Origin of the sequence: Bradyrhizobium sp. CB2312, from assembly GCF_029714425.1 — a bacterium.
Taxonomy (GTDB): Bacteria; Pseudomonadota; Alphaproteobacteria; order Rhizobiales; family Xanthobacteraceae; genus Bradyrhizobium.
On record NZ_CP121668.1, the window covers coordinates 1,777,114 to 1,802,991 of the forward strand.

The following is a 25,878-nucleotide window of genomic DNA, read 5'->3' on the forward strand; positions in this document are numbered from 1 at the left end:
TCGGCTTTCTAATTTAGGGCGCCGGCGGGGGGCCTACGAACAGTCCTTGATGGAGGAAATGGACGGTCAGCGATGCGATGCGACAACCACGAAGGACTCCTGAGGAAACGTCAGCCTACCGTTCGCCAGCATTGAGGAATCCAAACGGCTCGCCACGTCGTCGGCGATAGCTGCGATCATGCGTTCACGCCCGGAGTCGTCCTCATCCTTCAACAGCGCAGCCATCGGGGTCGCGGTGAGCTGGAAGCGAACGTAATCGAGCGTCGACGGAAAGCTGATCTGCTTGGTCACGGACTCGACGTCGACACGGTCGAAACCCGCCTGTCGCACCCAATTACCCACCTCGTCGGCGTTGCAGGAAAGATGCTCGGCGCGTTTGGTTCGCGAGGACTCTGCGCCGAGAAACTTGTCCAGCGACTGCACGAAGGCGTGTGCGGCCGGCGTGTGCTCGATGGCGCTGTAGACGCTGAGCCCGAGGCGTCCGGACGGCGTCATGACCCGATCCATCTCTCTAAGAGCCCGCGGCCGGTCAGGAAAGAATTGCAGTCCGAGCTGGCAGAGCACGACATCGAAGCTGTGCGATGCCAAGGGCAAATCCAGTGCGCTGCCCTCAGTCCACTCGACCTCGCTGGATTTCGCCCGGGCGACGGCCAGCATCGCCTCGTTGAGGTCTACGCCGACCAGCCTTCCGACGTGGCCGCGCCCGGCCAGCCGGCGCGCCACGACGCCGGTCCCGCACGCCACGTCCAGTACGCTTTCTTCCTTCGCCGGCGCGATACGATCGAGCAGATCATCCGCCCAAGCCGAGGTGATAGCGGGGACGAGATAGCGCTCATACAGCTCGGGAGCGCTGGCATCCATCTGCCAATGTTCGTGAACTGCCATAACACCCTCTTGAAATTGGCCGGGTGTAACCGAGAGAGATCAACAAATATTCCCCATGCTGGCCGATAACTACGGCCAACACAAGGTCTCTGAAGGTATGCCTGGTTCTGGGCGTGCTGATAGAAATTGGCGAGGAAGATCGGCCGCTCGGTTCAGCGTCCCAGCCGCTTCTCGACGCGCTTGCGGCTGTTGCCGACCTTCTTCACGGCTTTCTTCACCGCAGAGGCTGATCGACCGGCTTTCTTCGCTTCGTAGCGGACTTCGTAGTCCTGTCCTTTGGCCACCCGGGCCCGGTCCTGTTTGCGTCCACGCGCGGTCTTCTTCTTCGCTGCGGCCATCGGCTCCTCCTCTTGCGAACTGATGGCGATGCAATGCCGCAAGGATTCGTGGGTTCCGGAAACGAATCCAGCCGTCCCGGCTTTGAGTCCTAGCTGTTGCGTGGAGTTGCTTGCGCGGCGTTTCAGCGGCGTAGACCGGCGGTGATCGGCGTCAAGGCGCCGTTGCCCGGCTTCTAGAACCGGCCTTGGCATCATCGATCGAGAAGGTGCCGTCTGGAGTCCGGCACCCGGTCTTCAAGGGACTGCGGGAGGACCTCTGACGCTCGGCATCGGACGCCACGAAAGGACGGGTGAGACATGAACGAGAAAGCCGACATCGATCGCGTCTGGGACATCATCGAAAAGGTCGGCGTGTGCATGCTGACGACGCAATTCGCAGGTGGGCTACGTGCGCGCCCCCTCCAAGCAAGGCCCGACCGCGAGGCCCGCCTGATCTTCTTCGTTACGGACGTCCACAGCCCGAAGGAGGATGAGGTCGCGGCCGCTCCCAATGTCGTTATCATCTTCATCGATGCGGATGAGAAGGCCTATCTATCGATCACGTGCCGTGCCTCCGTCTTACGCGACGTCGAGAAGACGAAGGCGATGTGGCGGAAGACGATGAGGTATGGTGGCCCGACGGTCCGGGCAGTCCCGACGTGAGCTTGCTCCGGATCGAGCCTTCCACGGCCGAATTGTGGGACGGACCGGCGAGCGCAGCGGTCACCGCCTTCGAGTTCGTCAAGGCGAAGCTGACAGGGCAGGAGCCGAACCTCGGCGAAAACCGGAAGTCAACCGTCAACATGTGAGCGGGCGTCGGCTCTACAACAAGGTCACGGCCGATGCACGAACGATGATCTTGTCCTGCCGGAAGTCCGCCTGCAGGCGCTGCCGGCATGTCGTCCACCAAGACTCATCGAGTGTTTCAGTCAGGACTTCAAACACGATGATCTCGTCGCGCACCGTCTTGTCCCCCTCACGGGTCGTGCCCTGGGCGGGAGAGCGGGTGAATGCGGTCAATCCACCGAATCGCTCGGTCAGTCTCTCGCGGAACGCGGAAAACTTCTCGGGATCGAACGGCCGCCCTTCGTTGTCATTCAGGGGAAGAAGTATCTCGACCAGGTGCATTGGAAACATTCCTTCAGAACCGCAGCATTCCAAACACGAAAAGAAGCGCGACCGTGATGACGGCGGAGATCAGCAGAGAGCCGAAACAGCCTAGGCGGTTCGAAAAGAACAAGAACATGTTCGCGCCGTCGCGAAGGATCGGAATGCGAGACTAACCAGCCAAACCCCGACGTCGTTCCGGAAAGCCGGTCGCACTCCATCCCTCGTCAGTCGTCAAGAAGCTTGCCGATCAGTTGGAGGAGTGCCTGGTGCTCGGGGCCGCTTCCACCCGCGCCAAGGAATTGCCCGATCTCCGTCAGCGAAGTCCGGCCACCGGAGCTGCGGTTCGGCTCGTGCTCCACCATCGGCACACCTGATTGCGGATCCCGGACCAGACGCCAGATGTCACCATTGGGGCTTTCGTAGAGAACTCTTGCGGTCATGCCATTCAACAAATTTGGCCCGGCGCCGTTCCCGATGGGTGGCCTGTAAGAACCAAGCCTCAGCTGAGGCGTTGAGTCACCGATGTCGGACGCTTTTGACTATTTCCGTGCCCATGCCGTCCGAGCCCTTTGCAAGGCTCGAAGGATGCGTCGCGGAAGAATGAAGCACCTGCAGATGATGGTAGGGAGAGTGTATCACCTGCTCACCAAGGAGGCCGCATACGGGCCGAATCTACAGCATCTGGACGAGTTCCGGGCCGCGCAGAAGCTCGAGAAGTCGCTTGAGTAATGGCGTCGCGATCGAGCAGCCGGTGGACGTGCGAAGGCCTGGCGGCCGCAACAACTACGTGCAAACCTCCCGGAGGAACAGGCCGCGGGAGCAGGAGCGTTGAATGCTGGCCGCTGATACCCAAACTGTGGCCAAGCTCCTGCGAGAATACGCGCACCGGACCTCGTTGCGCGGAGGCAATCCGTACCGCGCCAAGGCGTATTCCCGCGCCGCGGACAGTCTCGCCGCCCTGGCAATTCCGCTCCACGTCGTGATCGAAGAAGGCCGGCTCACGGAGATCCCCGGCGTCGGTGATGCGATCGCGGACATCATCACCAGATTGCACCGGACCGGGAGCCATCCGAGCCTGGAGAAACTGCGCAAGGACGTGCCGGCCGGCGTCCTCGAGATGCTGACCGTGCCCGGCCTGCGCCCGGACAAGGTGCTGCGTCTCTATAACGATCTCGGCATTGCCTCTCTCGCCGAACTGGAAGCCGCCGCCAAGGACGACCGCATCAAAAAAGCCAAAGGACTCGGCACGGCGCTGCAGACCAAGATCCTGCAGAATTTGGCCATCGCAAAGAGCGGAGAAGGCCACCTCCATGTGCACCGCGCTGCCGCGCTGCTTGCGCACGCGAAGGACTCGATCCGGAAGGCCCGGCCCGAGCTCAGGCGCGTGACGATCGCTGGCGATTTCCGCCGCGGCTGCGAGCTCGTCGGCGATCTCGCGATCGTTGCGGAGGCTGCCAAGCCGGACAAGACATCGACGCCATCGGCCGACGGGCTGCAAATCCATCTGTCCGACCGCAAGCACTTCGGCGCCTCCCTTCTCTTCGCGACAGGCTCCGCCGCTCATGTCGAACAACTCCAGGCTTTGGCGGCGGAGAAGGGGATGCGATTGGAGCCAGACGGCTTGCACAAGGGGCGCACCCTGATCGCCGGCGAGGAGGCTGAGATCTACCGCGCCCTCGGTCTGCCCTTCATCGACCCTGAACTCCGGGAGGGGCGCGGCGAGATCGAGGCGGCTTTGAAAGGCAAGCTTCCGAAGCTCGTCACCGACCAGGATCTGCGCGGCATCCTTCACTGCCACACCGATGCCTCCGACGGCACCGAGACGCTGGAGACCATGGCTAAGGCCACACGCCAGCGGGGCTTCGAGTATTTCGGCGTGGCGGACCATTCCAAGTCCGCCCACTACGCAGGCGGCCTCTCCGTTGAGGAGATCGCGCAGCAGCACCGGGAAGCCGATCGACTGAACAAGCGCTTCGGCAAGGACTTCCGGATCCTCAAGGGTATCGAGTCCGACATCCTGGCGGACGGGTCGCTCGACTATGACGACGACGTTCTGGAGCGCTTCGATTTCGTGGTCGCCAGCATCCATGGGCGCTTCAAGCTGGATCGCAAGGCGCAGACGCAGCGCCTGCTTCGGGCTATTTCCGACCCTCACACCACCATCATCGGCCACATGACGGGGCGACAGCTCCAGCGGCGGCCGGGCTATGAAATCGACGTTGAGAAGGTACTGCGAGCGTGCGCCAAGCACGACGTTGTGGTCGAGATTAACGCCCACCCATGGCGGCTCGACCTGGACTGGCGTTGGCACCAGGCGGCCCTCGACTTCGGTTGCATGCTGAGCATCAATCCCGACGCGCACTCGATCGCCGAACTCGACCACATGCACTGGGGCGTCGTGATGGCCCGCAAGGGCGGTGTCCCCGCCGACCGGATCCTGAATGCGATGACGCTTGCCGAGATCACGCGTTACCTGCGCCAGAAGCGGCGCTCGCTCGCCCGCGCCGCTTGATGCCGCAGAAGCACGAATTCTCATTGCGGGGAAGGGTGGTGGCGGTCGCCGCCGATCGCGGGCACCACTTCAGCAAACCAATTCAGGAGCGCATAATCCTGGTGGAAGGCCACGGCGTCGAAGGCGACGCCCACGCCGGCCCGTTCATCCGGCACCGCTATTTGGCACGCCGCCGTCCCCGCCTGCCCAATCTCCCGCAAGTCCACCTGATCCCATCCGAACTCTTCCCGTCTCTCCTCGAAGCTGGTTCGAGGTTGGCGCCGGCGACCTTGGCGAGAACCTCACCACCGCCGGATTGGACCTCGAACGGATCCCGCTCGGGACCTTGATCGAGCTCGGGCCGTCCGCGGTCGTCGAGCTGAGGGGCCTCCGGACGCCCTGCGTCCTCATCGACCGCTTCCGAGCCGGGCTTAAGCGGCACGTGCTCTCGTCGGCGGAAACGGGCCCTCCGTTCAAATCGGGGGTGCTGGGCGTGGTACGGGCCGGCGGGACGGTCGCGGCTGGTGATACCGCGCGGGTTCGCCTTCCGTGCTCCTCGTTTCGGCCGCTGCCGGCCGTGTAGAAAGACCCTACCATGGCCCGAAAATCGACCCTGCCTCGTCGCCTGCAGCCGATGCTGGCCACGCTGACGGATGCGCCGTTCGACGATCCCGATTGGGTCTTCGAGGACAAGTTTGATGGTTTCCGCATGGTCGCGGAGATCCGGCGTGGTCGGGTCGCGCTCTACAGCCGTAATGGGAAGATCATCAGCCACTCCTACCTCGAGGTCGCGAAAGCGCTTGAGGGCGTGAAGGCAGACGCCGTGATCGATGGCGAACTCGTCGCGGTCGGCAAGGACGGCGTCTCCCATTTCCAATTGCTCCAGAACGCGCTGCGCCATGAGGCCAAGCTTCTGTTCTGCGCGTTCGATCTCATGTTCGCGGACGGAGAGGACCTGCGTGCGCTGCCGCTCCTCGAGCGCAAGAAGCGGCTAAAGGCTATTCTGCCGCGCCACAAGCTGATCGCATTCAGCAACCACCGCAAAGGCGAGGGGACGAAGTTCTTCGCAGAAGCGGAGCGGAGGCATCTCGAAGGCATCATGGCCAAGCGTGCCGACAGCTCGTACGCGTCCGGACGCCGGACCGCCGACTGGCTGAAGATGAAGACCGCGCAGCGGCAGGAGGTCGTGATCGCCGGCTTCACGGCGCCGAGGCGAACCCGACCCTTTTTCGGCGCTCTCGCGCTGGCAGTGCGGGAAAATGGCGGGTGGCGGTACATCGGCCACGTCGGCACCGGTTTCAGCCACCAGGTTCTGGAAGAGCTTCACAGCAAGCTGGTGAGGCTCAAAACCGCCAGATCGCCGTTTCCTGCCAAGGTGAAGGATGAGCAGGTCACGACCTGGGTCCGTCCTTCGCTGGTCGCAGAGGTGAAGTTCGCGGAGTGGACCAGCAAGGGAGAGCTGCGCCAGCCGGTTTATCTCGGCCTGCGATCCGACAAAAAGGCCAAGGACGTCGTTCGCGAAAAGAGCTGGTCGCGAAAATAAGGCAGCGGAGGCGGGTCAAAAGACCTGGGTTCAGCCCGCGTCGCGCTCGGCTGCTGAAGGCCACGGCGGCAAGGGCGGCAACCCAAGAGCCTTGCGTACAGGTCCGAACGACTTCCGGTGAACTGCGCATGCGCCAAGCCTGGCGAGGGCTTCGTAATGAGCCGGCACCGGGTAGCCCTTGTGGTCCGCGAATCCATAGCCGGGGTGACGCATGTCGAGCGTCCGCATGATGGCGTCGCGCTCGACCTTCGCGAGGATGGAGGCGGCGGCGATGCTTGCGGACTTGGCGTCGCCCTTGATGATGGCCTGCTGAGGGAGGTCGATTTCCTTCAACCGCTTCGCATCGATGAGCAAGTGTTGCGGCGTCAGCCCTAGCCCCCGGACTGCACGCTGCATAGCCTGAATGCCTGCCCAATGGATGTTGATCGCGTCGATCTCCTCGACCTCGACAAACACCACGCACCAACTCTCTGCTTTGTCCTTGATCTCCTTCGCGAGTTCCTCGCGAGCCGCGGCGTCGAGTTTCTTCGAGTCGTCGATTCCCACTATTCGTGTGCCGGGTTTCAGGATCACGGCAGCGGCGGAGACTGGCCCGGCGAGCGGGCTCATGCCGGCCTCGTCCACGCCTGCCACAGCATGTTGGCCACTTTCCCAAAGAGAGGTCTCGAAGCGGAGCATCTTGCGGAGGCGCTGCCCTTCGGACCTGTTTTCGAAGCGACGCTTATCGATCGAAGCCAGGATGGCACGGGCTCCCGCGCGGCAGTCGGCGCGCAAGATCTGCTCGACGCTGGCCTCGAGCGGCCTTTTCTCGACGACATAGCGCTTACGCAACACATCGAGCGAATATTGGGACATAGCGGCCTTCGCACAGACTAATCGGGGAAGCGTGTCCGTAAACTTTGTGGCGATTGTCTGAAGTTAGGCCTTGCCGCCATCGTCAGCCTACGTAGCGCCCCGTCAAGAGGAACCGCCGGCTCTAGCTGGGGGTCGGTATTCTGCGCGGCTACTGATCTGTATCTACGACCCCCGATCTCCGAACGGAACCAACCGCTGTCTTCATTCCTTTAGAAAGGAGTGGAGCCTCGATCCCAGGGTGCTTCCGAGGGACAGGCCCATGCTCCGAGAGACTCGCCACGAAGAACAGGTTCTGGACCGCACCGCCGAGGTCGCAGCCACCATTGCCGAAGAAGGCCTTCGCTATGTCAGCGACTCCGCGCCCGGTTACACCCGCAAGCGGACGGGGACTACCTTCAGCTACTACGACAAGGATGGGAAGCGCATCACCGATGCCGCCGTTGTCCGACGCATCAAGTCCATCGGCATCCCGCCGGCCTACGAATCCGTCTGGATCTGCCCCTCCGCCAACGGCCACATCCAGGCGACCGGGCTCGATGCGCGGGGGCGCAAGCAGTACCGCTACCACGCGAAATGGCGCGAGCTGCGCGACCAGAACAAGTACGAGCACATCATCCAGTTCGCCGCTGCGCTGCCCGCGCTGCGCGACCGTGTCGCCGCCGATATGAAGCTGGACGGACTACCCCGCGAGAAGGTGCTGGCCACGATTGTCAGTCTTCTAGACAAGACATTGATCCGGGTCGGCAACGCCGAGTATGCCGAGAAAAACAGATCTTACGGGCTCACCACCATGCGCCGCAAGCACGTCGCGGTCGGTCGCGGCGTCCTTCGGTTCGACTTCACGGGCAAGTCGGGCAAACAATGGAAGCTTCGCGTCGAGGACAAGCGGATAGCTGCGATCGTGAAGCGCTGCGCGGAGATCCCGGGACACGAACTCTTCAAGTACCTTGACGACGACGGACAGCCCCGCACCATCGATTCCGGCGACGTCAACGCCTACATCAAGGACGTCACGGGCGAGGACTTCAGCGCCAAGGATTTCCGGACCTGGGCGGGGACGGTTCTGGCGGCGTTGGCCCTGGCCGAATTCAAGAAGTACGATAGTCAGGCCGAGGCGAAGCGCAACGTCGTCGCCGCGATCGAGAGGGTCTCGAAGCAATTGGGCAACACGCCGACCATCTGCCGCAAGTGCTACGTGCACCCGGAAGTCCTGAACGCCTACATGTCGGGTGATCTTGTGAAGATGATTGAAGCCAAGATCGCGCAGAAGTTCAAGCGCCCATTCGCCAAGCTCACTTCCGACGAGATCATGGTGCTGGCATTTCTCCGCAAACGTCTCGGCTCGGTAAAGGCCCCCGCCTAGTGCAATCCCGAAGCGAGAAATTGCTTTGGCTGGCAGCGTCAGCTCGCCGTCCCCGGCAGGTGGTGGAAGGACGGTCAGCTCTTCTGGCGCGAACTCTTCTTCGCAGTTGTCGCAGCGGCGTGGGATTTCGAGCATCCGCGCATTTGCTCACGTAGTTGGCGGAATTCGGCAAAGGCGGCCGGAATGAACCCAAGAACCGCTGGTCAGTTGGTACCAGGAGAATACAAAAAAGTCGCGCCCACAGGAATGGGCGCGACTTTTCTCGAATAGCCAAAGATGATCAGGAATGATGCCCTCGACTATTTCTCTTTGATGACAGTCGTGCTGCTACTGCCAACTGTCCCTTCCTCGCAGACTTTGGTCCGCTTGATGCGATCTTCGGCTTCCACGCGGCTCTTGAAAGCCATCGGGCCGATCTGTGTTACGACCTCCTTGTCCGCCGGGCGTGTGGTGGTAACCGTGCATTGGCGGCTCGGACCTTGCACGACATAGTACTCATCGGCCAGTGCTGGGGCGGTGCATCCGATGATTAATGCGCCAGCAAGAAGAAGTGGTGCCTTCATTGTCGCCTCTCTCTGTTCAAGTGCTGCCGGCCGGTGCGATCAAGAAGCCACGTGCTAGCGCGCACGCGACCGCTCATGCTCCCTCCTGTCGGCGGCTCTGTAACTCGTTGCGGACTACAAGAGTTCCGAAAGGCCACGTCATCAGAACCAAGCCTTGGAACGAGGCCAAGGTGCTGCAGGGCCAGTTACTGGATGATGTGCTCAGGTTCTGATGGCCGCTGCATGGCACGCGGGCTTTCGTTCAGAAGCACAAACAAAAATGCCGCCCCGAAGGAGCGGCGAGTGCGAAACCTACATATGAGCGGAACTCATTTCTTCATGGCGTCTGCTGCGTCTCTCGCCGCATCCTTAACGTCACCTGCGGCATTATGTGCAGCGCCCTTGGCCTTGTCAGCCTTGCCTTCCATTTGCAGGTCCTTATCGCCAGTCAGCTTACCCGCGCCTTCCTTGATGCTGCCCTTGGCCTTATCGGCGGCACCTTTCACATGTTCGCGATCCATAACGCGCGCTCCTTCGATCTGAATAGCACTCCAACGCACCTGAAGGTGCAGCGTTCCAAATAGCGCCGATGAGCAAAGCCAATCGGCTGAGTGGACCTGTGCGGTAACCATGTTGACCCAAGAATGTTCGACCTCGGGAGCTACTTTTTATGGCGCCGTGGCACTGAAGAAGGTGTGCAATCCCGAGGCGGCTGGTGCTCTCGGTTGGGCGAAGGACGTTCCGCAGCATCTTTGCCGGTACAGCAGAAGTCGCGAGGGCGTTGCACATTTGCAACCCGCACAGCCATTCGAGGTAGTAAGCTGCCGAGCAGAATGACTGAAACATACTTCGTGTTTACTTCGATACGATCAGCGGGGACGGAAAGTGTTTGATGTCTATCGCAATGATAAGCGCGAGTTGCTGGTTCTAAGCAATGGCTCTGCCATACCTGTCGTTTGCTCGCACAATAACTGGCGCAAGAAAAGAAAAAGAGTTCTGAAAGTCAGCGACGAGATCAGGGCGGCCGTTGAGGGGCAAGGCTATTACGTTCGCAGCTTGCGGGTTACTAAGAGGGGATTGATCTAGGCAAAGCTAGGTCGTCGCGCCGCCATCCAACTGCGCCAGCCCCGCCTCGGTCACGTTGATATCTTCCTCAATCTGCTGAATGGTTGTCCCACAATCAAATCCCGTGCGTGCCTTTAGGTCCACGGCCAGCTTCCGGCGCTGCATGCGCAAATCGTCGAGAGCCCTCCTGTCATTCAGGCGAACGTAAGCGTTCACAATAAGCTCGATTGCGTTTGGCATTCCCTGCCCCAGTCCTCATTACCTAACCCGCAACGCTCAGCCCGCGAGACTCCTCATAACGGCATCTCTTCGCAGATTATGTCCGGCAGCCGACAAATGGGACGCCCCTATGACCAGGCCGAGCCGCCTTAATCTCATGAGGGCAAGAGGGTTGCATAATTCAATGGAAAGTCCGGCTCCCAATATCGCTATGGTGCGCTGTTCATCGCTATCTAGATCAGCCCATGAAATGTCCATCACGCGGCTCCGCGTTAAACGATTATCTAAAACCCAAACGCGTGCCTGATTTGCCGCAGCATAGCCATGGCCGCGTCGGTGTACCGACCGTTGGTTAGGTAGTGATCCACCTGCGCTGTGCTAATCAGCGCGACAACTGCCACTGTGAAGCCCTTAAACATTGGGCCTCTCCTTCAAGAGACCGCCAACCGGGCGTGTCGAAAAATCAAAGCGTTCTTGGAATTGGCTGCCGCCTATGGCGACCTAATAGGGAAATGGTGACACTGACTTGTAACCGGTTCCTTAACGGGCGTGATGTACGGACGCGAGCGCGCCGCCAAGGCGAAGACGCTGAAACGAGCAATGTATCGCTCCAGCTCACGGATCGCCGTCGTCTTCCGATTGGCGCTGGCGGGATGGCTAGGCCAGGCCCTTGGAAGACAAGCATGCGTTTATTCACGCTTCACATGCAAGCCGGTCAGCGACCTTGCGCGCCTCCATTGCCCACTCTGCCGAGGCGCCATAGATCGCGGCAAAGCTATCGCGCGCACGGCCGATCAGCCCTCAATGTGCTTCACCGTCGAAATCGGCCAGCGACCTTCATGTCCCGCGACCGAGATGCGAAGTCCGTGCTCATCATCGAGAAAGACGCGATCAATTGTGCCAGCCTTGCCGTCAGTCAAGACGACCGTCTTGCCGACCAGCTCCGTCTCGGCCTCGTGAAGTTCGCGTAAGATGTTCATCGCTCGCGCGTCGCCGGTACTTGCAGCACTCACGAATGCACCCTGTTTGGTGCGAATTCTTGTATTCTACCACTCTGGTATTTTGACGCGAGCACGCAATCGGGTGATGCAGCGCACCCTCCCAGCAGCACGCGCTCGACCGTGAGACCCGCGATCAATCAGTGAATGGTTGACTTCACGGGGTCCGCCGACTGACCGAGAGTTGCATTTTCCTCGGCCTCCTGCACTCGGCCTCGAAGTATCTCAAGTTCGGCAAGCTGAGAAAGAAGTGCCTGAGCGCGCTGGCACAGGACAACGCGGTTGTACGCACGATTGCGGTTACTCATTGCACGCCCCCGATGTTTGAAGAGTTAGTTCCTTGGGTCGGTTCTCATCCCCCTGCAAGGGTTTTCTCACTCGGCCAGATCATGCGAGCTGGTCGAGCTACCGACGTTGCATTCCCGGAAGTGGGACGATAGCTCAAGCTCAGCCAAGTGCTCCCAGCATTCCGCGTCCGCGAGGAGTTTCCATTTGTTCATGCTGTTGTAAGCGGCCTGTTGACGCCATAGCCTTCTCGACCTGGCAAAATCCTTTACGCTGGTTCGTTACGATGCGCGCGGCAATGGTCTCTCTGATTGGGACGTCGGCGAAGTCTCCTTCGATGCGTGGGTCAGCGTATGGAGACGGTTGTCGATGCCGCTGGCCTCGACCGATTTCCCTTGCTCGGATATTCACAAGGCTGCGCCGTCTCGATCGCCTACGCAGCAAAGCACCCCGATCGCGTGTCGCACCTGATCTTGTGCGGCGGATTTGCAATTGGCTTCAATAAAAGACCCAATACCACTACCGCCGATTGCGAGCGTTGGGCGGCCATGAAGACATTGATGAAGCTCGGGTGGGGTTCGGACGACGCAACATTCCGTCAGATGTTTACATCTCAGATGATGCCGACTGCCACGCGGGAGCAGGCCGACGCGTTCAACGAAATCCAGCGTCTGAGCGCTTCGCCCGAGTGCGCTGTGCGCTACCTTGAGACAGTTGGCGAGTTCGACGTTCGCCATCTGTTGTGCCAGGTCAGAGCGCCGACGCTGGTGATGCATGTCCGCGACGATGTTCGGGTACCGATTGCCTTGGGCCGCGAAATGGCCGCTGGAATTCCGAACGCCAGATTCATTGCGTTGCCGGGCAAGAACCACGTCTTGCTTGAGCAAGACCCAGGCGTGACGCAGTTCTCAAGCGAACTGAAAAGCTTTGTGAGTGCCCAGCTTGATGGAGCCGCCGATAAGCAAACCTCGATTGTTCCAATTACAAGACATGTCCGACGCAGCAACCGCGGCCCCATGTCGGCTCTCGGTCGGAAATCGGACGGGTACGATAGTCGCGGCGCCTCTCGGGGGCGGATCTTTCTTCACGCTCCGCGTGAGGATCCAGAGCGTTTACGTCGGGCAGGGGAGCGCTGCAGCGTCAGGGGCTTCGTTCTAGTGGCGCCGTCATCTAGGTCTCAACCCATAACTTCCGAGAAGAGCTGTTATCGGAAGGTATCGATCTCCAGTGAATTGCGCCCGAAGTATCAGAAGGCAACCTCCCGACCGATAAGGTTTCATACGAAACCTTATCAGTTTTGCCGTCTCGGCCGTTAGCAAACCTCCCGTGCGGAAGCATACTTGAAACCGGCGCTCAGATCCTACGGCGCGCACTGTAAGTCTGTGCACTTTGGGGGCACGTGCACCACTGCATGATGGTCGACTCGGCCTGCCATTGTTAGTTTCAATGCGCACAGGCTCGCTGTGAGCTTGCGGACGTTTTGAGGGACATCCATGCATATCGACCCGGCGAGGCTTGGACCGACGGCCAACGAGTTGCCGCGAACCCGCTCGACTTTGATGCCTCTTCTTGAGCCAGAGCGTAAGTTCAATTTTCTAAGGCACAGAATCCAAGGAGCATGTTTGAAGTTGCGCACTGGTCATGCGTTCAGCCTATCGGACGAATGTTTGGCCGCATAAGCATGCGAAGCGTTATCAGCTCGCGACTCGTAATAGTCGGCAAGGTCCTTAAGGTGACCCGCGATCGCTGAGTCGGTCATGGTTTGGGCTGCGCGGAGCAAAGTCCATGCTGTCTCTAAATATGCCTTGCCTCGTTGTGAGATCTGGACCATCACGAGACCCTCGCGCGGTTCTCTGGCAGCTGGTTGAAGGTGATCTGGAGCCAGCCCACCCAATTGCGGTCACTTTCCCTGCGGGCTCTGAAGCGATCGACGCACTTCTTGGAACAAAGAGGTGTTCGCCACGAGTAGTGCCGGACGAGACCAAACTTGCCACCACAAACTGCGCATCGCGCGGCACTACCGGATCTAGGACTTTCGGAGCAGTTGGGCATTGTAATCTCCTCTTGGCTTTATCGCAGCTGTTAGTAGATCATCCTTTTTTCACGATCGCACTTCATGAGGCCATGCGCTTTTCCAACGCATGCATGCTAGGGCGATTGAGATCAGCAACTCAATTGAACGTTTAGTCGTCGCGTCATCCAAATGGTGCCGGGGACCGATACGAAGGTCTAGGGCGCTCCTCCTCAATGCGGACCACTCGCGCAAATGGTCTTTGCGTGCGCAAACGGACGAAATCTTGGTCGACAATCGCTTTGGGCCGCGCGTTTCAACGAACGCATCGACCACATGGACCACGTTGTCCTCGCTTACCCAATCCTCCAGGCAGTCCGGCAAGAGCGATACGGATGGGACGCTTCGCTGAAGGCGCGGACGGATCCCGGTCGGCCCCAATCAGGAAACGGAGAAGGGTCCGCGTATCCAAAAATCCTGAGTGTCATTTGGGGGCACTATCTAGGTCACCACCACAAAGATCCGAGTTCGGATTCGCGAAATGTTTCTGTTGACGTCCTCCTCAATTTGCAAAGTCGCGATATCTTTCGCTCTCTTACCTGGTGCGGCACCCGGTCGGCGAAGTCGCGCCGACAGATCCATCGTAGGTGCGGCGTCAGAGTCAAGGACGGCGGCGCGCGTTGGCATGCGCAACCTCGATTGGCCCAAGGGCGGCAACGGGTTTCGGAGTCCCTGCAGAGGCAGCTGGCATTCCTCGCTACGGCATCACGCGGCGAGCTGGCAATAACGATCTTCTATCAACTCTACGGCGAGAGGTGATTCCACTCGTCGGCGTTGCGATGTCACTCTCGTCATGTTCAACATGACCAGGAGCTACAAATGTCAGCCCAGCAGCCGGTTCTCAGGCCGCCCCGCGCCGGCGAGACGGTGACCTCGAGCGGCGGCTCGAGCATCGAGATGAAAGTGGATAGCCGCCAGTCCGGAGGTGACTATGGCGCTGTCCTGTGGACGGTACGGGCGGGGAGGAGCCGCCGCTGCACACCCACTCGCGCGAGGACGAACTGGTCTACGTGGTGCAGGGGCAGCTAATCGCGCGGGTCGGCGATGCCCGCGTCGAGGTGGGACCGGGCGCCTACGCGGCTCTTCCCCGCGGTGTGCCGCATACGATCAAGGTGGTCGGCGACCAGGCACCCTGCTGGTCAGCTTGTGCCGGGTGCGGATTCCGCTCGATGTCGCCCACCATTCCGAGATGATCTCGCCCACCATTCCGATTTGAAGTCGCCCGCCCGTTCCGAGATGATGTCGCCCACCATTCCGGGATGATGTCGCCCGGGTGACGAGACCTCTTCTGGCTCCCATAGGGTCAACCCTTTCGGCTTTGCGAAGGGGACCTGGATGCCGACGGAGAGGCTTGCGATGCGCCGTGTGCGCGATGTGATCAGAATGAAGGCGGCCGGGCTGCCGAGCCGCGAGATTGCGCGACGGGTGGGCGCGGCACCCTCGACGGTGCGGCTGGCGCTCCGGCGGTTCGAGGCCGCGGGCTTGAGCTGGCCGTTGCCAGACGACGTCACCGACACGGTTCTGGAACTTCGCCTGTTCGCTAAGACCGGCAATGGCAACCGTCAGGGTCACCGCCGCATCGCCGAGCCCGACTGGGCGACCGTGCACCGCGAGCTCAAACGCAAGCACGTGACGCTGTCGATCCTGTGGGAGGAATATATCGCCACCGAGCCCGGCGGATACCGGTACTCGCGCTTCTGTGAGCTCTACCGCGCCTGGGAGGGCCGTCTGTCGGTGACGATGCGCCAGGCCCATGTGGCTGGCGACAAGCTGTTCGTCGACTACGCCGGCGATGGCGTGCCGGTGGTGGTCGACCGCCTGACCGGTGAGCGCAGAACGGCGCAGATCTTCGTCGCCGTGCTCGGCGCATCGAGCTTCACCTACGCGCAGGCGACGTGGACGCAGGGGCTCGCCGACTGGATCAGCGCCCATGTTGGCGCCTTCGCGGCGATCGGCGGCATACCGGCGCTGCTGGTGCCCGACAACACCAAGGTCGCGGTCATCAAGGCGAGCCTGTACGACCCGCAGATCAATCGTACCTATGCGGAGATGGCGGCGCATTACGGCACCGCCATCTTGCCGGCGCGGCCGCGCAAGCCGCGCGACAAGGCCAAGGTCGAGCAGGCCGTCCTCATCGTCGAGCGCTGGCTGCTCGGTCGCCTGCGTCATCGCACCTTCTACAGCCTGGCCGAGGTCAATGCGGCGATCGGCGAACTGCTCACGAGGCTGAACGAGGAACGGCCGATCCGACGGCTCGGCGTGACACGCCGCCGGTTGCTCGAGGAGGTCGACCGGCCGGCGCTCAAGCCATTGCCGGTGTCCCCCTACGTCCTCGCCGAGTGGCGGATCCGCCGCGTCAGTCTCGATTACCACGTCGAGGTGGAGAAGCATTACTACAGCGTTCCGCATCGCTTCGCCCGCGCCGAGGTCGAGGTGCGGTTCACGGCCCGCACCGTCGAGATCTTCCACAAGGGCGAGCGGATCGCCGCGCATCAGCGCATGAGCGGCAATCACAAACACACCACCGTGCCGGAGCACATGGCCTCCAGCCATCGGCGCTACGCCGGCTGGACCATCGCGCGTATCCGCCAGGACGCCGCCGCGATCGGGCCGGCGACCAGCGCGTTGTGCGACCTCATTCTCGACGAGCGCTCGCACCCCGAGCAAGGCTTCCGCGCCTGCCTCGGCATCCTCAGGCTCGCCGCCTCCTATGGGCGCGAACGGCTGGACGCCGCGGCTGCGCGGGCGATCGACATCGGCGCGCGCACCTATGGCTCGGTCAAGTCGATCCTCGCCAATAATCTCGATCGGCGTCCTGCTCACCAGCGCTCCGCGGACGATGCGCCGATCCTGCATGCCAACATCCGCGGACCGCGCTACTACAATTAGGAGATCATCCCTTGCTCACCCATCCGACCCTCGACCGCCTCAACGCCCTCGGCCTCCACGGCATGGCCAAGGCCTTCGCCGACATCGAAGCCACCGGTGAGGCCGCAAGCCTCGGTCACGCCGAATGGCTTGCTCTGCTGCTCGAACGTGAAGCCTCGCTGCGGCACGACAAACGGCTCGCCACCCGCCTGCGCTACGCCAAGCTGCGCCAGCAGGCGTGCGTCGAGGACATCGACTACCGCACCCCGCGCGGTCTCGACCGTCCGCTGTTCGCCAAGCTTGTCGAGGGCCGCTGGATCGACGACCACGTCAATCTCCTGATCTGCGGCCCGGCCGGCGTCGGCAAGAGTTGGCTCGCCTCGGCGCTCGGCCACAAGGCCTGTCGCGACAATCGCTCCGTGCTCTATCAGCGCGTCCCGCGCCTGTTCGACGATCTGGCGCTCGCCCGCGGCGACGGTCGCCATCCACGCCTGTTGCGCGGCCTTGGCCGTGTCGATCTGCTGATCCTCGATGATTGGGGGCTCGAGCCGCTCGATGCCGGCGCCCGTCACGACCTCCTGGAAATCCTCGAAGATCGCTACGGTCATCGCTCCACCATCGTCACCAGCCAGCTCCCCGTGGACCAGTGGCATCTGCTCATTGGAGATCCCACCTATGCCGACGCCGTGCTCGATCGCCTCGTCCACAATGCCCATCGGCTCGACCTCACCGGTGAGAGCCTGCGCCGAAGCCGGCAACCCGCCCGAAAGACCTGAGCCCGTCGCCCTGTGGACATGCCGCTGCGCTTGGACAACGCCAAGGCGTTGCCCACATGCCCACAGCAACCGCAACAGAAACAGAAGAGTTCAAGCCGCGATTCCGGGTTGACCGCCCGGGTCGCCCAATGCCAGAAAATCTATCGGCCAGAATGCCTCGCTCCCGGGCGAGATCAAATCGGAAAGGTGGGCGACATCGTCTCGGAATCCCCGGGCGACTTCATATCGGTACACCCGGGCGACTTCGTCGGAATCCGCAGCCGGGTGGGCTGGAGCGCTTCTTGGTCCTCCGGGACGGCGAGAAGCCCGATCCGGCTCCTTTCGGCCTGGCGTTCCCCTAGGGGCGGGGACCGGGACTCGCGGCGTTCGTCACCTTGCGACCTCGCGGGCCCGGACGCCGGCCGCTCGCGACTGCGCCAGATGACTGATTGCACGCGCGCCGATCGGCGGCATCGCAGCTCCGAACGGCGGGTTGTCCCGTGATCTGCGGCTGAAGTTCAAGTGGCGGCACCGGCATGAAATGGAGGCAGCCCAGACGGATGATGGCCTGGAGCCCGAGCGCATCATTTCCGCGCGCGCCCGTTGGCACGACGCAAACGGCGCCGCTGAGCTGCGCAACGCATTTAGGTGGCTTTTGAAGTAGTCGCAGTGAACTCAAATCCTCTCGTCGGATGCTGGACACAACCCACGATTTTATGCCACGCGAACGACGATCGGGCGACGGTCGGCAGGACTCACGGATCGGTCTTGAGGTTTTTCGCGAAATGTTCAACGAAAGCGCGGGCCGCGAGTTTCGCTCCGCGTCCGGCCGGGAATATAGCGTTGACCTCGGCGGCACCCATGTTCCAATCCTTGAGGATCTGCACTAACGCACCCGACTTGAGCTCGGCGCGACAGCCCCAGAGGCTGCAGGCGACGATCCCGATTCCGGCGACGCCTCCAGCCACGGCCGCTTCGTTGATGTTCCCCGACAATGGAGCTTCCACCTTTATGGATACTGTTCTTCCGTTCTTCTCGAAGCAACAGACGCCATTCGAACCTGGAACACCAATCAACACGGGATGTCCGGACAGATCGTTGGGTGTTTTCGGGTACCCAGCCCGTTTCAGGTAGGCCGGCGAGGCGGCGATGAGCAGAGGGTTTGATCCTACCCTTCTTAGAGTCGCGGAGGAATCCTCCAACTTTCCGGACCGGATCGCGACGTCAATCGCGCCCCTGATGAGGTCTTGGCGACCGTCATCCATCGCCAAATCGATCCGCAGCGCAGGGTGCTTCGAGATGAAGGCTGGAAGGCGCGGAATGACCTCCCGAATTGCCATGCTAGGCGACAGGCCTATCCGGAGCACGCCGCGAAGCACGCCCTTGCCGTGAATGGCTTGGGTCGCTTCTTCCAGAATGGCGAGCGCGGGCTCGACCTTCGCGAGGTAGTCCGCCCCGGCTTCGGTGAGCACAACGGCCCTTGTCGATCTCGCGAAGAGGGCCGCTCCTACCTCGCGTTCGAGCGACGCGATGTGTCGGGACGCCGAAGGTTGCGAAAGTCCGAGATCCTTGCCGGCCCGCGAGAAGCTACCGGTATGTGCGACACGGACGAAGAGTGTTAGAGCAAGGAGGCGATCGGTCATGTCGTCTCTGCGCAGGGTTTGGCATGTTGGAGCTGGGTTTCGGATCCAAATTATGCGAAAATCAAATGAGTTGCGAGCCCACAACGGCGATCTTCGCGCCACAGAGGAAGCGGTGCGCATTGATAATCCTAGTTATCTAGTTCACGCTGGAAAAGAGCGTCAGGCGTCGAACAAGTCGACGGCGCACGTCCCACTAGTCGGTAGCATGATCGATCTTCTTGGGTGGATCTACACGCACGCTTAGGAAGAATGCGGCATCATCTTTACCCACAAACGGCGTTCGGCAGAATTCCTGCGCAGAGACTTCAGGAGAGAGCGCCGATTTTTGGCATCTGGACTTTCTCGCTTCGGAGTTCCGCCTTTCTCCAAAGCAGGCACTTTCACAACAGGAGCGCGCCGACAAAATATTCGACGGCAAACAATGGCTGACCTCGCGGGACTCGACGGTTGCTTGAGTGAAACGTAACGGCTAATCAGCTGGGCTGATGCTGCCTGGCTCTTCTCGGCACTGCCTGCTGCGCAAGCGAATGTCGTATGCAGCCGATGAAGGCGATCGGGGCTCCATAAACGGCCTCAAGTATAGAAACTGAGAGTCGACGGATCAGTTGAAGCAACTTCCGTGACCGCCTTATTTGTTTCCGATTTGGTAATTTGCCGTTGACGTCAACCGCGTGATGGTGGAGGGCGCTTCATAGTCAAAAGCTCCGTCACATCGTGTCGATCAGCTGCCGAGGAGATGGCAGCTGTCAGCCATTTCCCATCTGGGTACGTTTTGGCTTGGTCGTAGAGGTTGACCAGATGCGAGCGCCAGCCATAGCGCCGCTGCTCAAACTTCTCTCGCTCTGCTCTCCCCAAGACCACCAGGACGCTAAACCGCCTGTATTCCGGTAAAAAAGTGCAGAATGCCTTGGACTTCTTGTAGCGCAGGGACCAGCCGCGCTTCTTGCCGGCATATAGCCAATCCGGCGCGAAAACACCGGGGTAGTATGCTCCGATCCAATTCCGCAGCTCGACCCAATGCACAAACGCCTTCTGACCTACCCAGTCCCGGACAGTGTTGTCATCCGGCGGCTCTAATTTTTCAGTGATCCTGTCGCCGATCCGCGGAGACTGCTCCATGCTGCTTTCCTTTACCACATCTCGCAAGCGTCGGAAGACTTGGCGGGCTGCACCTCGATCTCGCGCTAGGATTTCACGCAAATTCTTGCGTTTTTGATCGTTGCTTCGAGGAACTGCCCTCGGCCCGTAATTGAGGCGCAGGCAAATCGCTCGTCAAAGAGAAAATAGGGGCCGCGGATTCGTGGACACGTAATTTGGACTTTGGGCACGGCTTGGAGAAGGCGTAGCCGAGCTTTGCATCAGCAAACCGAGATGACGTCTCCAATAACGATATCGTCTATGTGGCGGCTTCGTCGCTTTATATTCGAAACGTCATGCATGCTATCGGGCTGCAAGCCATGCGTTTGCGATCAGGGGCGGGTCAATGCAGGCATCATATTTCGCCTGCCACACTGCGGGCGGGTGCGATCCCTGTACACGAGCCGCCGGCAGCGAGCGCTCAACAGCGCTGCTCGAGCCGCAAGACAGGCCAAAGCTTGGGCCAAAGCCGACGTCATTGCCGGCCAGGAGGAACGCAGATACACACAGAACAGCGCGATGATCATGAGGCCGGTATTGATGCGCGAACCTCGTGATTAATTTCGGCTGAGCCCGCCACTGCTTCCGACGTGTGAGTTTGGGAGCAAAATGGTGCCGTGGGTTTGGTCGCCAGCACCGTGTTGTACGGGTTGCCAAACACAAACACCTTCGACGTGCGCCAAATGATTCGCTCCAGTTCCACGAATGTGCGCATCTTTAGCCGGTACTTCCACAACAGCATGTGTTGAATGAAGTTCCAGGTTACTCCCCAGGCCAAGAATGGTAGTCGCCGATAGTGGATTGGACTGAACCCAAGTCGGCGCATCTTGTAGACGAGAAGATTGGCCCCGATAAAATTGTAGCGCCAATTCTCGAAGAAGGCGGTGACACTCAGGTAATCCTTGGTACGGCGACAATGATCCAGCGACCCCGGCGAATGGATCAGCAACCGTCCTCCCGGCTTGAGCATCCGCCAGCATCTAGCTAGCCAGGCGTCCAGGTCTTTCGTGTAGCCAATCGACTCGATCGCATAGATGGCATCAAAGTGTTCATTTGAGATCTAGGCTGTCGAAATCGATGACTATCACCTGTCCACGCCCACCAAGGCTCGCAAATTTCCGCCGGCAGATCTCCGCCTGCACAGATGAATTGGTCACGCACACAATCTCGATATTGCTCCGCCTGGCCAGGTATTCGGCTGCCGCGCCGGAGCCGCATCCGAGATCTAGGAATCGCATCCCGTCTTTCGGCTTCAAAAGTGCACATTCGGCCTCGTAAGGGTGCGAAAATGCCAATCGTGGAAACACACACGTGCTGTAGTTCGATTGCTCGTCGCGATACGTACCGAATACGTCATCATATGTGCGCTTTTCGTCGTCGTGTTTGAGAAAGTCGTGCGGCCTTGGTGTCCATTCAATCAGTTGGCGCTGCTCGAATTCATTCAGCTGGTGGCCGATCTTGCTCGCGTCCTTCGGTCGGGTCACCAAAAGAAAAAGTACGTAATGAAACAAGTTGTATGCCATAAACAGCGCGCCGATGACGGCCGCTATGACCTGAGATAGTAGAACAATATTCAAGGCTGCTCCTGTGATAGCGGAAAAATTCTGTGTTTCCCACGGATGCAGCCTATGACAATCGCGATCAGCGGTTCAATTGAACGTAGGTAATCGTACGGCATCCAAAGTGGTCATGGAACGATGCGAAGGTCTCGCCCTTAAAGGCGAACTCGTCACGCCACAGCCAAATTCGTAATGACGCTGTAGATGCTCGACGTAATGCGCTGGCAGTGACGGCGGCTGCCCTAGTGCGGAAGTGGCCGGCCATAGACCTTTGTGTCGGTCCCATGATCCCTTGTGATGCCCGACGTCTACCGACGTACAATTGAGCCGGTGATCGCGATCATCTTAGATACCGTATGCGGTAGCGAGAGACCTCCCCCCAGCCCACCTCGCTATCGCTGCCCGCCTTGGACGTTCCTCCTGAGGCGTGGGCCGCCTGCGGTAACGCAGGCGGCCTTTTGCGTCGCGACGCACTCCGTGCGCCTCGACCGAGCCAGCAGGCAGTTGCAAAACAAAGCCGGCGGCGTAGCGCCCGCCGCGTTTCTCTTGATCGAGCCGCGTGTTGCCGCTCCGGTAATTAGTGTCTACTGCCACAGTTGGCTGCGGGGCGTCCGCCTTGAAAAACATCGTCGATCTCGTAACGCGGTTTTGGCAAGGGAGCCAGCCCGCGTCCAATAATCAGGTAGCGGCTATAGCCAAAAATCGTGATCGATCCAGCAGGGCCGATTCTGTCCGCATTCTGCAACTCTGCGATCAAGAGCAGTACGGCACAAATTTGGGGTGACCGCGTGCCAATCGGTTTCTCGGCTCCTTTGGAGAGCGTGAGGAATGCGAGGTACACGCAAGTCGCACTTATTGATATTATCTGCTGTAAGAAAATCCCTGGTTGCAGTTACAGTGGTGGGTGCGTCCTGCTCGATACCGGCTATGCCCAGATAACAAGTAAATTCCGCGTCGCCACGGAATGACGCGATGGGCCAAAACCAGAATTCTCTGTTGCAGACCTTCACCATCTTTTGTTGGCGACAGGGCTGAATTTCTGGATAGTAGTGAAGATTACGCCGCCGGACGCGCGGATGCCGTGGCTTGATCGTTGATCGGCAAAGTGAATTGCACGGTGATGCCTGGCCCGGCGTTCGGGGTGGCCCATATGCGTCCCCCGTGAGCTTCGACAATCGAACGGCAGATCGATAGCCCCATGCCCATGCCGCCCGGCTTGGTGGTGTAGAATGAGTCAAACAGGCGTTCAAAACTCTTCGGGTTGAGTCCCGGACCAGAATCCTGCACGGCGACAAGCACTCTGCCCGATGCATCCTTCCCAGTGCCGATCAGCAACCCCCGCGACTCTTCGCTTACACCGTTCATCGCTTGGACGGCGTTGATGATCAAGTTAAGCACCACCTGCTGAAGTTGGACTCGATCTCCTTGAATGGGCGGCAAGCTCTCCGCGAGTTGCGTCTGCACCGAGACATTGTTTTTCATCACTTCGCCACGGGTCAGGGCAATGACCTCAACGACCGCTTCGTTGACGTCCAAGGCATCCTTCCGCGGGGGCTCTTTCTTGACGAGGGCACGGATGCGGCTGATGATCTCGGCCGCACGCTGTCCGTTCGCGACGGTACGACCAAGCGCCTCCCGGGCCTTGTCCAGATTTGGCGGTTGGCCATCCAGCCAGCGCAAGGCCGCCCCGGCATTGTTCATTCCCGCCCCGAGCGGCTGCATGACTTCATGTGTAATCGAGGCCGCCAGTTCTCCCATGGCGGTGACCCGTTGGATATGGGCAAGATCCGCCTGCGTCTGACGCAGGGCCTCCGCGGCGCGCTTGCGCTTGGCCACGGAGGCGAGGAGGGCAGCCAGATCGACGAGCACGAAACCGGCGATCCCCACCGCCAAGGGAGTCCGATCGAGGGTCGCGTCCTCGTGGGCGACCTCGGTCGTGGCGGGAGCGGTACAGATGGCCGCCCGCATCCCCGTGTAGTGCATGCCGGAAATGGCGACGCCCATGATGATGGCGGCGGCGAGCTTCTGCCCAGGGTCCGTGGTTCCGAACGCCAGCCACAGCGCCGCCGTCGCCGCGCCGATCGCGATGATCACGGAGAGCGCGAACCACAGGGGGTCGTAGCTCAATTCGACGGGCCCCCGCATGGCCGCCATGCCGGTGTAGTGCATGGCGAGGATGCCGAGCCCCATGAAGACGCCGCTGAGGACGAGGCGGGGGCGCCATGCGCCCGGGCTACTGATGACGTAGAAGCTGCCGCTCGTGCCCAAGATCGCCAGCACGAGGGAAAGGACAGTTAAGCCGACATCGTAGGACACCGGCATCGGCAGCTCGAAGGCGAGCATGGCGACGAAGTGCATCGACCATATGCCGCCTCCCATGGTGAGGGCGGCCGCCGCCAGCCAGATGGGGTGCGTGGGTATGCGGTGCGCGGGTCCTTGGGCAAGCGCCACGCGTCCGCCGAGATCCAGGGCCGTGTAAGACGCGAAGCCAGCGACCAGGATGGACAGGGCAACGAGGGACGGATCGTATGTTGCGGTAACGATCATCGGGATTTTCCCCATTTCAAAGCAGAGACGAGGGAGGCACCATCCGAGGCATCACAACCGATATTCCCCGGATGCCGGCTCCTACCAGTGCGCCACGCAAGGGATATTGTCAGTACGATGAGGTAAGGACTCGCTTCCCTCAAGGGCGACGATAGTTCGGCAGCGAGGCTGTCTCAAGCGAGGCGCGCTATCTGCACGGTCATCGGCGGCACCGGTCCGATGGCCACCAACGGCGCCGCCAGAAAAGCCAGCGTTTGGGTGGCGATTGGCTGTGCTGGTATCATGAATGCGCACTTCGTCTGTCGGATGGCCGTCGTTCATCGCTACCAGACGACTGCCGCCCTGATTGTTTGTCGCCCCATTGTTAGAGCGGCAGCTTTCGACACGGGGGAGCGTGTTGAATACACGCTTTTGATATCAGGCGAACCGGCCAGGACTGAGGCCTTTTTCGAACCAAGCGCTAGATACTGAATCTAGCTCGCAAACGGATGAGGAAGCATCCGAACTTTTCCCGTTCGGATGCCCGATCGAATGTTGGTTGAGCGTCACAAGCGACGTTCTGGCGTCGGGTCGACGGCGTCTTGCTTGCCTCTGTAAGGAGACTCACAATTTGGCCGGCGCAAATTGCGGCTCCCGCCGGAGCGACTCCGCCCCCCGGCTGTCGAGCAACACGAACAGCCTCGGCATATGTCTTGATCTTCTTTTCTAACGCTAAGTCGGCTGGATCGCGCGGCTGCTCGCCGGTTGGCTAACCGCCGGTTGGCTGCTCCAGGCGATGGTTGTGCCGCTTGCTCTCCCTGGACGGACCGCAGCGATTGCTGCAAAGAAGACTATCAACATCAATGCAAAGGACTTCAGCAACTTTTGAAACCTTCTCCACTGCCTTGTCGGCCTCGTTGTCCCCTGATCGATCTCGGCGTCGCTGCCCTGTTCGTTCGTGTTCGTCGGCTTGCCGATGCCCCTTGCCAGCTTCGCCTGTCGGCAGGTCCACGTTGTGCGCCAGTGCCATCGTGCTGCGGCAGAGGTGGGCGATCTTGGTCCCTAAGGGGAGTTGTCGGGCAGTCTCTTTTGCCGAGAGCGACGCTCTTGACTCGTTGCGCAGGTGGTCGGCGTTAGAGTCCGAGCGCCATAAAACCTTCGCATCGTATCAGTGACCCTTTAGAGCCCAACGGTTACTGATCGTTCAATTGAGCCGCTGATGGCGATCAGCTTAGGCCGGATGCGCTGGAAAGTGCATAGGCTCTTGGATGCGACAGTGAAAATGGGATGATGGACGAATTGCGAACGACATTGGTCGCAAGATTCAATAATTACGTTTGGGTGCGCCGCTTGTTTGATGACGCCCGTTGGGAAGCTAAGGACGTTCGCTATCGCGTGCGCATTGATAGCGAATGGGTTGATGATCGGAACGACGCTGTCTTGGATGGGCCGAACTGAGCTGGTCGCACGACGGTCTGGCCCTACAATCTAAACGGCGCTTTAGTTGGCGTCAGATGTGCCGAGCCAGCATGGCCTGATCGCAAGCGCAGGGCGATCACGTCTTGCACACAAGCGTGAGTGAGACATGTCCAATCCCATCGCAAAGATAGTCAATCGTCACCTGAAATCTGGAATACCCGAGACGC

General features: G+C 60.5%; 25 protein-coding genes and 1 pseudogene. 12 read left to right on the plus strand and 14 right to left on the minus strand.

Features of this window, described 5'->3' with window-relative positions:
- Window positions 1-66: 66 nt before the first annotated feature.
- Together QA642_RS08475 and QA642_RS08480 are read right to left on the minus strand one after the other, a co-directional pair.
- A complete protein-coding gene (locus QA642_RS08475; protein ID WP_283084263.1) occupies window positions 67-861 on the minus strand; it encodes a methyltransferase domain-containing protein in 795 nt (264 codons plus the stop codon).
- Window positions 862-1,037: 176 nt separating this feature from the next.
- A complete protein-coding gene (locus QA642_RS08480; protein WP_283084264.1) occupies window positions 1,038-1,223 on the minus strand; it encodes a DUF3606 domain-containing protein in 186 nt (61 codons plus the stop codon).
- A gap of 357 nt (window positions 1,224-1,580) precedes the next feature.
- Between QA642_RS08480 and QA642_RS08485 the strand changes: the two are divergent.
- Window positions 1,581-2,011, plus strand: a pseudogene (locus tag QA642_RS08485) (pyridoxamine 5'-phosphate oxidase family protein).
- A gap of 13 nt (window positions 2,012-2,024) precedes the next feature.
- Here the strand turns inward: QA642_RS08485 and QA642_RS08490 are convergent.
- Together QA642_RS08490 and QA642_RS08495 are read right to left on the minus strand one after the other, a co-directional pair.
- Entirely contained in the window at window positions 2,025-2,330 is a 306-nt protein-coding gene (locus QA642_RS08490; protein WP_283084265.1) for a hypothetical protein, read from the minus strand.
- Window positions 2,331-2,536: 206 nt separating this feature from the next.
- On the minus strand, window positions 2,537-2,752 hold the full coding sequence (locus QA642_RS08495) for a hypothetical protein (RefSeq protein ID WP_283086830.1): 216 nt from the start codon (window positions 2,750-2,752) through the stop codon (window positions 2,537-2,539).
- Window positions 2,753-3,144: 392 nt separating this feature from the next.
- Between QA642_RS08495 and QA642_RS08500 the strand changes: the two genes are divergently transcribed.
- The 3 genes from QA642_RS08500 to ligD all read left to right on the plus strand — a co-directional run bounded on the left by QA642_RS08500 (window position 3,145) and on the right by ligD (window position 6,346).
- Window positions 3,145-4,824 carry a DNA polymerase/3'-5' exonuclease PolX gene (locus QA642_RS08500; protein ID WP_283084266.1) on the plus strand — a complete coding sequence of 560 codons (1,680 nt, stop codon included), beginning with the start codon at window positions 3,145-3,147 and terminating at the stop codon, window positions 4,822-4,824.
- 295 nt (window positions 4,825-5,119) lie between these two features.
- The gene (locus QA642_RS46480; RefSeq protein WP_349253830.1) at window positions 5,120-5,386 is read left to right on the plus strand and encodes a hypothetical protein; all 267 of its coding nucleotides are present in this window, start codon (window positions 5,120-5,122) and stop codon (window positions 5,384-5,386) included.
- Between the two features lie 12 nt (window positions 5,387-5,398).
- On the plus strand, window positions 5,399-6,346 hold the full coding sequence (gene ligD, locus QA642_RS08505) for a non-homologous end-joining DNA ligase (protein ID WP_283084267.1): 948 nt from the start codon (window positions 5,399-5,401) through the stop codon (window positions 6,344-6,346).
- A 30-nt stretch (window positions 6,347-6,376) separates the two neighbouring features.
- On the opposite strand, the gene QA642_RS08510 is transcribed toward ligD, so the two are convergent.
- Complete coding sequence (locus QA642_RS08510) at window positions 6,377-7,201, minus strand: ribonuclease HII (RefSeq protein ID WP_283084268.1); 825 nt, start codon at window positions 7,199-7,201, stop codon at window positions 6,377-6,379.
- A gap of 259 nt (window positions 7,202-7,460) precedes the next feature.
- Here QA642_RS08510 and QA642_RS08515 point away from each other — a divergent pair, with 259 nt between their 5' ends.
- Window positions 7,461-8,564: a DNA topoisomerase IB gene (locus QA642_RS08515; RefSeq protein WP_283084269.1), complete on the plus strand. Its 1,104-nt coding sequence runs from the start codon at window positions 7,461-7,463 to the stop codon at window positions 8,562-8,564.
- Window positions 8,565-8,863: 299 nt separating this feature from the next.
- Here QA642_RS08515 and QA642_RS08520 read toward each other — a convergent pair whose 3' ends face one another.
- Both QA642_RS08520 and QA642_RS08525 read right to left on the minus strand, forming a co-directional pair.
- Window positions 8,864-9,127 carry a hypothetical protein gene (locus QA642_RS08520; protein ID WP_283084270.1) on the minus strand — a complete coding sequence of 88 codons (264 nt, stop codon included), beginning with the start codon at window positions 9,125-9,127 and terminating at the stop codon, window positions 8,864-8,866.
- Between the two features lie 308 nt (window positions 9,128-9,435).
- Window positions 9,436-9,627: a CsbD family protein gene (locus tag QA642_RS08525; protein WP_283084271.1), complete on the minus strand. Its 192-nt coding sequence runs from the start codon at window positions 9,625-9,627 to the stop codon at window positions 9,436-9,438.
- Between the two features lie 364 nt (window positions 9,628-9,991).
- Between QA642_RS08525 and QA642_RS08530 the strand changes: the two genes are divergently transcribed.
- Window positions 9,992-10,192 (plus strand): hypothetical protein, encoded by a 201-nt coding sequence (locus QA642_RS08530; RefSeq protein ID WP_283084272.1) that lies wholly within the window; start codon window positions 9,992-9,994, stop codon window positions 10,190-10,192.
- A 6-nt stretch (window positions 10,193-10,198) separates the two neighbouring features.
- Here the strand turns inward: QA642_RS08530 and QA642_RS08535 are convergent, their stop codons facing one another.
- Both QA642_RS08535 and QA642_RS08540 read right to left on the minus strand, forming a co-directional pair.
- Window positions 10,199-10,411, minus strand: coding sequence for a hypothetical protein (locus QA642_RS08535; protein WP_283084273.1), 213 nt, complete (start codon window positions 10,409-10,411; stop codon window positions 10,199-10,201).
- A 773-nt stretch (window positions 10,412-11,184) separates the two neighbouring features.
- Window positions 11,185-11,370 (minus strand): PRC-barrel domain containing protein, encoded by a 186-nt coding sequence (locus tag QA642_RS08540; protein ID WP_271576445.1) that lies wholly within the window; start codon window positions 11,368-11,370, stop codon window positions 11,185-11,187.
- 656 nt (window positions 11,371-12,026) lie between these two features.
- Between QA642_RS08540 and QA642_RS08545 the strand changes: the two genes are divergently transcribed.
- The 5 genes from QA642_RS08545 to QA642_RS08565 all read left to right on the plus strand — a co-directional run bounded on the left by QA642_RS08545 (window position 12,027) and on the right by QA642_RS08565 (window position 18,031).
- Window positions 12,027-12,989: an alpha/beta hydrolase gene (locus tag QA642_RS08545; RefSeq protein WP_283084274.1), complete on the plus strand. Its 963-nt coding sequence runs from the start codon at window positions 12,027-12,029 to the stop codon at window positions 12,987-12,989.
- A gap of 1,768 nt (window positions 12,990-14,757) precedes the next feature.
- Window positions 14,758-14,937, plus strand: a complete 180-nt coding sequence (locus QA642_RS08550; RefSeq protein WP_283086831.1) for a hypothetical protein — start codon at window positions 14,758-14,760, stop codon at window positions 14,935-14,937.
- 163 nt (window positions 14,938-15,100) lie between these two features.
- The gene (gene istA / locus QA642_RS08555; protein WP_271597275.1) at window positions 15,101-16,633 is read left to right on the plus strand and encodes an IS21 family transposase; all 1,533 of its coding nucleotides are present in this window, start codon (window positions 15,101-15,103) and stop codon (window positions 16,631-16,633) included.
- 11 nt (window positions 16,634-16,644) lie between these two features.
- Entirely contained in the window at window positions 16,645-17,388 is a 744-nt protein-coding gene (gene istB / locus QA642_RS08560) for an IS21-like element helper ATPase IstB (protein ID WP_271597274.1), read from the plus strand.
- 472 nt (window positions 17,389-17,860) lie between these two features.
- Complete coding sequence (locus tag QA642_RS08565) at window positions 17,861-18,031, plus strand: hypothetical protein (RefSeq protein ID WP_283084275.1); 171 nt, start codon at window positions 17,861-17,863, stop codon at window positions 18,029-18,031.
- Window positions 18,032-18,122: 91 nt separating this feature from the next.
- Here QA642_RS08565 and QA642_RS08570 read toward each other — a convergent pair whose 3' ends face one another.
- The 5 genes from QA642_RS08570 to QA642_RS08590 all read right to left on the minus strand — a co-directional run bounded on the left by QA642_RS08570 (window position 18,123) and on the right by QA642_RS08590 (window position 24,253).
- Window positions 18,123-19,010: a LysR family transcriptional regulator gene (locus tag QA642_RS08570; RefSeq protein ID WP_283084276.1), complete on the minus strand. Its 888-nt coding sequence runs from the start codon at window positions 19,008-19,010 to the stop codon at window positions 18,123-18,125.
- A 663-nt stretch (window positions 19,011-19,673) separates the two neighbouring features.
- A complete protein-coding gene (locus QA642_RS08575) occupies window positions 19,674-20,129 on the minus strand; it encodes a DUF3788 domain-containing protein (protein ID WP_283084277.1) in 456 nt (151 codons plus the stop codon).
- Window positions 20,130-20,670: 541 nt separating this feature from the next.
- Window positions 20,671-21,207 (minus strand): methyltransferase domain-containing protein, encoded by a 537-nt coding sequence (locus tag QA642_RS08580; protein ID WP_349253869.1) that lies wholly within the window; start codon window positions 21,205-21,207, stop codon window positions 20,671-20,673.
- The gene (locus QA642_RS08585) at window positions 21,197-21,724 is read right to left on the minus strand and encodes a class I SAM-dependent methyltransferase (RefSeq protein ID WP_283084278.1); all 528 of its coding nucleotides are present in this window, start codon (window positions 21,722-21,724) and stop codon (window positions 21,197-21,199) included. The genes QA642_RS08580 and QA642_RS08585 overlap by 11 nt, the downstream gene beginning before the upstream one ends.
- 1,038 nt (window positions 21,725-22,762) lie before the next feature.
- Entirely contained in the window at window positions 22,763-24,253 is a 1,491-nt protein-coding gene (locus tag QA642_RS08590; RefSeq protein ID WP_283084279.1) for an MHYT domain-containing protein, read from the minus strand.
- 1,266 nt (window positions 24,254-25,519) lie between these two features.
- Here QA642_RS08590 and QA642_RS08595 point away from each other — a divergent pair.
- Window positions 25,520-25,690, plus strand: a complete 171-nt coding sequence (locus tag QA642_RS08595) for a hypothetical protein (RefSeq protein WP_283084280.1) — start codon at window positions 25,520-25,522, stop codon at window positions 25,688-25,690.
- The last annotated feature ends 188 nt before the right edge of the window (window positions 25,691-25,878 follow it).

Excerpts from the sequence above, each read along its gene's own strand:
- QA642_RS08475 (WP_283084263.1), bottom strand. The coding sequence starts at position 861 with ATGGATGCCAGCGCTCCCGAGCTGTATGAGCGCTATCTCGTCCCCGCT.
- QA642_RS08480 (WP_283084264.1), bottom strand. The coding sequence starts at position 1,223 with ATGGCCGCAGCGAAGAAGAAGACCGCGCGTGGACGCAAACAGGACCGG.
- QA642_RS08490 (WP_283084265.1), bottom strand. The coding sequence starts at position 2,330 with ATGCACCTGGTCGAGATACTTCTTCCCCTGAATGACAACGAAGGGCGG.
- QA642_RS08495 (WP_283086830.1), bottom strand. The coding sequence starts at position 2,752 with ATGACCGCAAGAGTTCTCTACGAAAGCCCCAATGGTGACATCTGGCGT.
- QA642_RS08500 (WP_283084266.1), top strand. The coding sequence starts at position 3,145 with ATGCTGGCCGCTGATACCCAAACTGTGGCCAAGCTCCTGCGAGAATAC.
- ligD (WP_283084267.1), top strand. The coding sequence starts at position 5,399 with ATGGCCCGAAAATCGACCCTGCCTCGTCGCCTGCAGCCGATGCTGGCC.
- QA642_RS08510 (WP_283084268.1), bottom strand. The coding sequence starts at position 7,201 with ATGTCCCAATATTCGCTCGATGTGTTGCGTAAGCGCTATGTCGTCGAG.
- QA642_RS08515 (WP_283084269.1), top strand. The coding sequence starts at position 7,461 with ATGCTCCGAGAGACTCGCCACGAAGAACAGGTTCTGGACCGCACCGCC.
- QA642_RS08520 (WP_283084270.1), bottom strand. The coding sequence starts at position 9,127 with ATGAAGGCACCACTTCTTCTTGCTGGCGCATTAATCATCGGATGCACC.
- QA642_RS08525 (WP_283084271.1), bottom strand. The coding sequence starts at position 9,627 with ATGGATCGCGAACATGTGAAAGGTGCCGCCGATAAGGCCAAGGGCAGC.
- QA642_RS08535 (WP_283084273.1), bottom strand. The coding sequence starts at position 10,411 with ATGCCAAACGCAATCGAGCTTATTGTGAACGCTTACGTTCGCCTGAAT.
- QA642_RS08540 (WP_271576445.1), bottom strand. The coding sequence starts at position 11,370 with ATGAACATCTTACGCGAACTTCACGAGGCCGAGACGGAGCTGGTCGGC.
- QA642_RS08545 (WP_283084274.1), top strand. The coding sequence starts at position 12,027 with ATGGAGACGGTTGTCGATGCCGCTGGCCTCGACCGATTTCCCTTGCTC.
- istA (WP_271597275.1), top strand. The coding sequence starts at position 15,101 with ATGCGCCGTGTGCGCGATGTGATCAGAATGAAGGCGGCCGGGCTGCCG.
- QA642_RS08570 (WP_283084276.1), bottom strand. The coding sequence starts at position 19,010 with ATGACCGATCGCCTCCTTGCTCTAACACTCTTCGTCCGTGTCGCACAT.
- QA642_RS08575 (WP_283084277.1), bottom strand. The coding sequence starts at position 20,129 with ATGGAGCAGTCTCCGCGGATCGGCGACAGGATCACTGAAAAATTAGAG.
- QA642_RS08590 (WP_283084279.1), bottom strand. The coding sequence starts at position 24,253 with ATGATCGTTACCGCAACATACGATCCGTCCCTCGTTGCCCTGTCCATC.
- QA642_RS08595 (WP_283084280.1), top strand. The coding sequence starts at position 25,520 with ATGATGGACGAATTGCGAACGACATTGGTCGCAAGATTCAATAATTAC.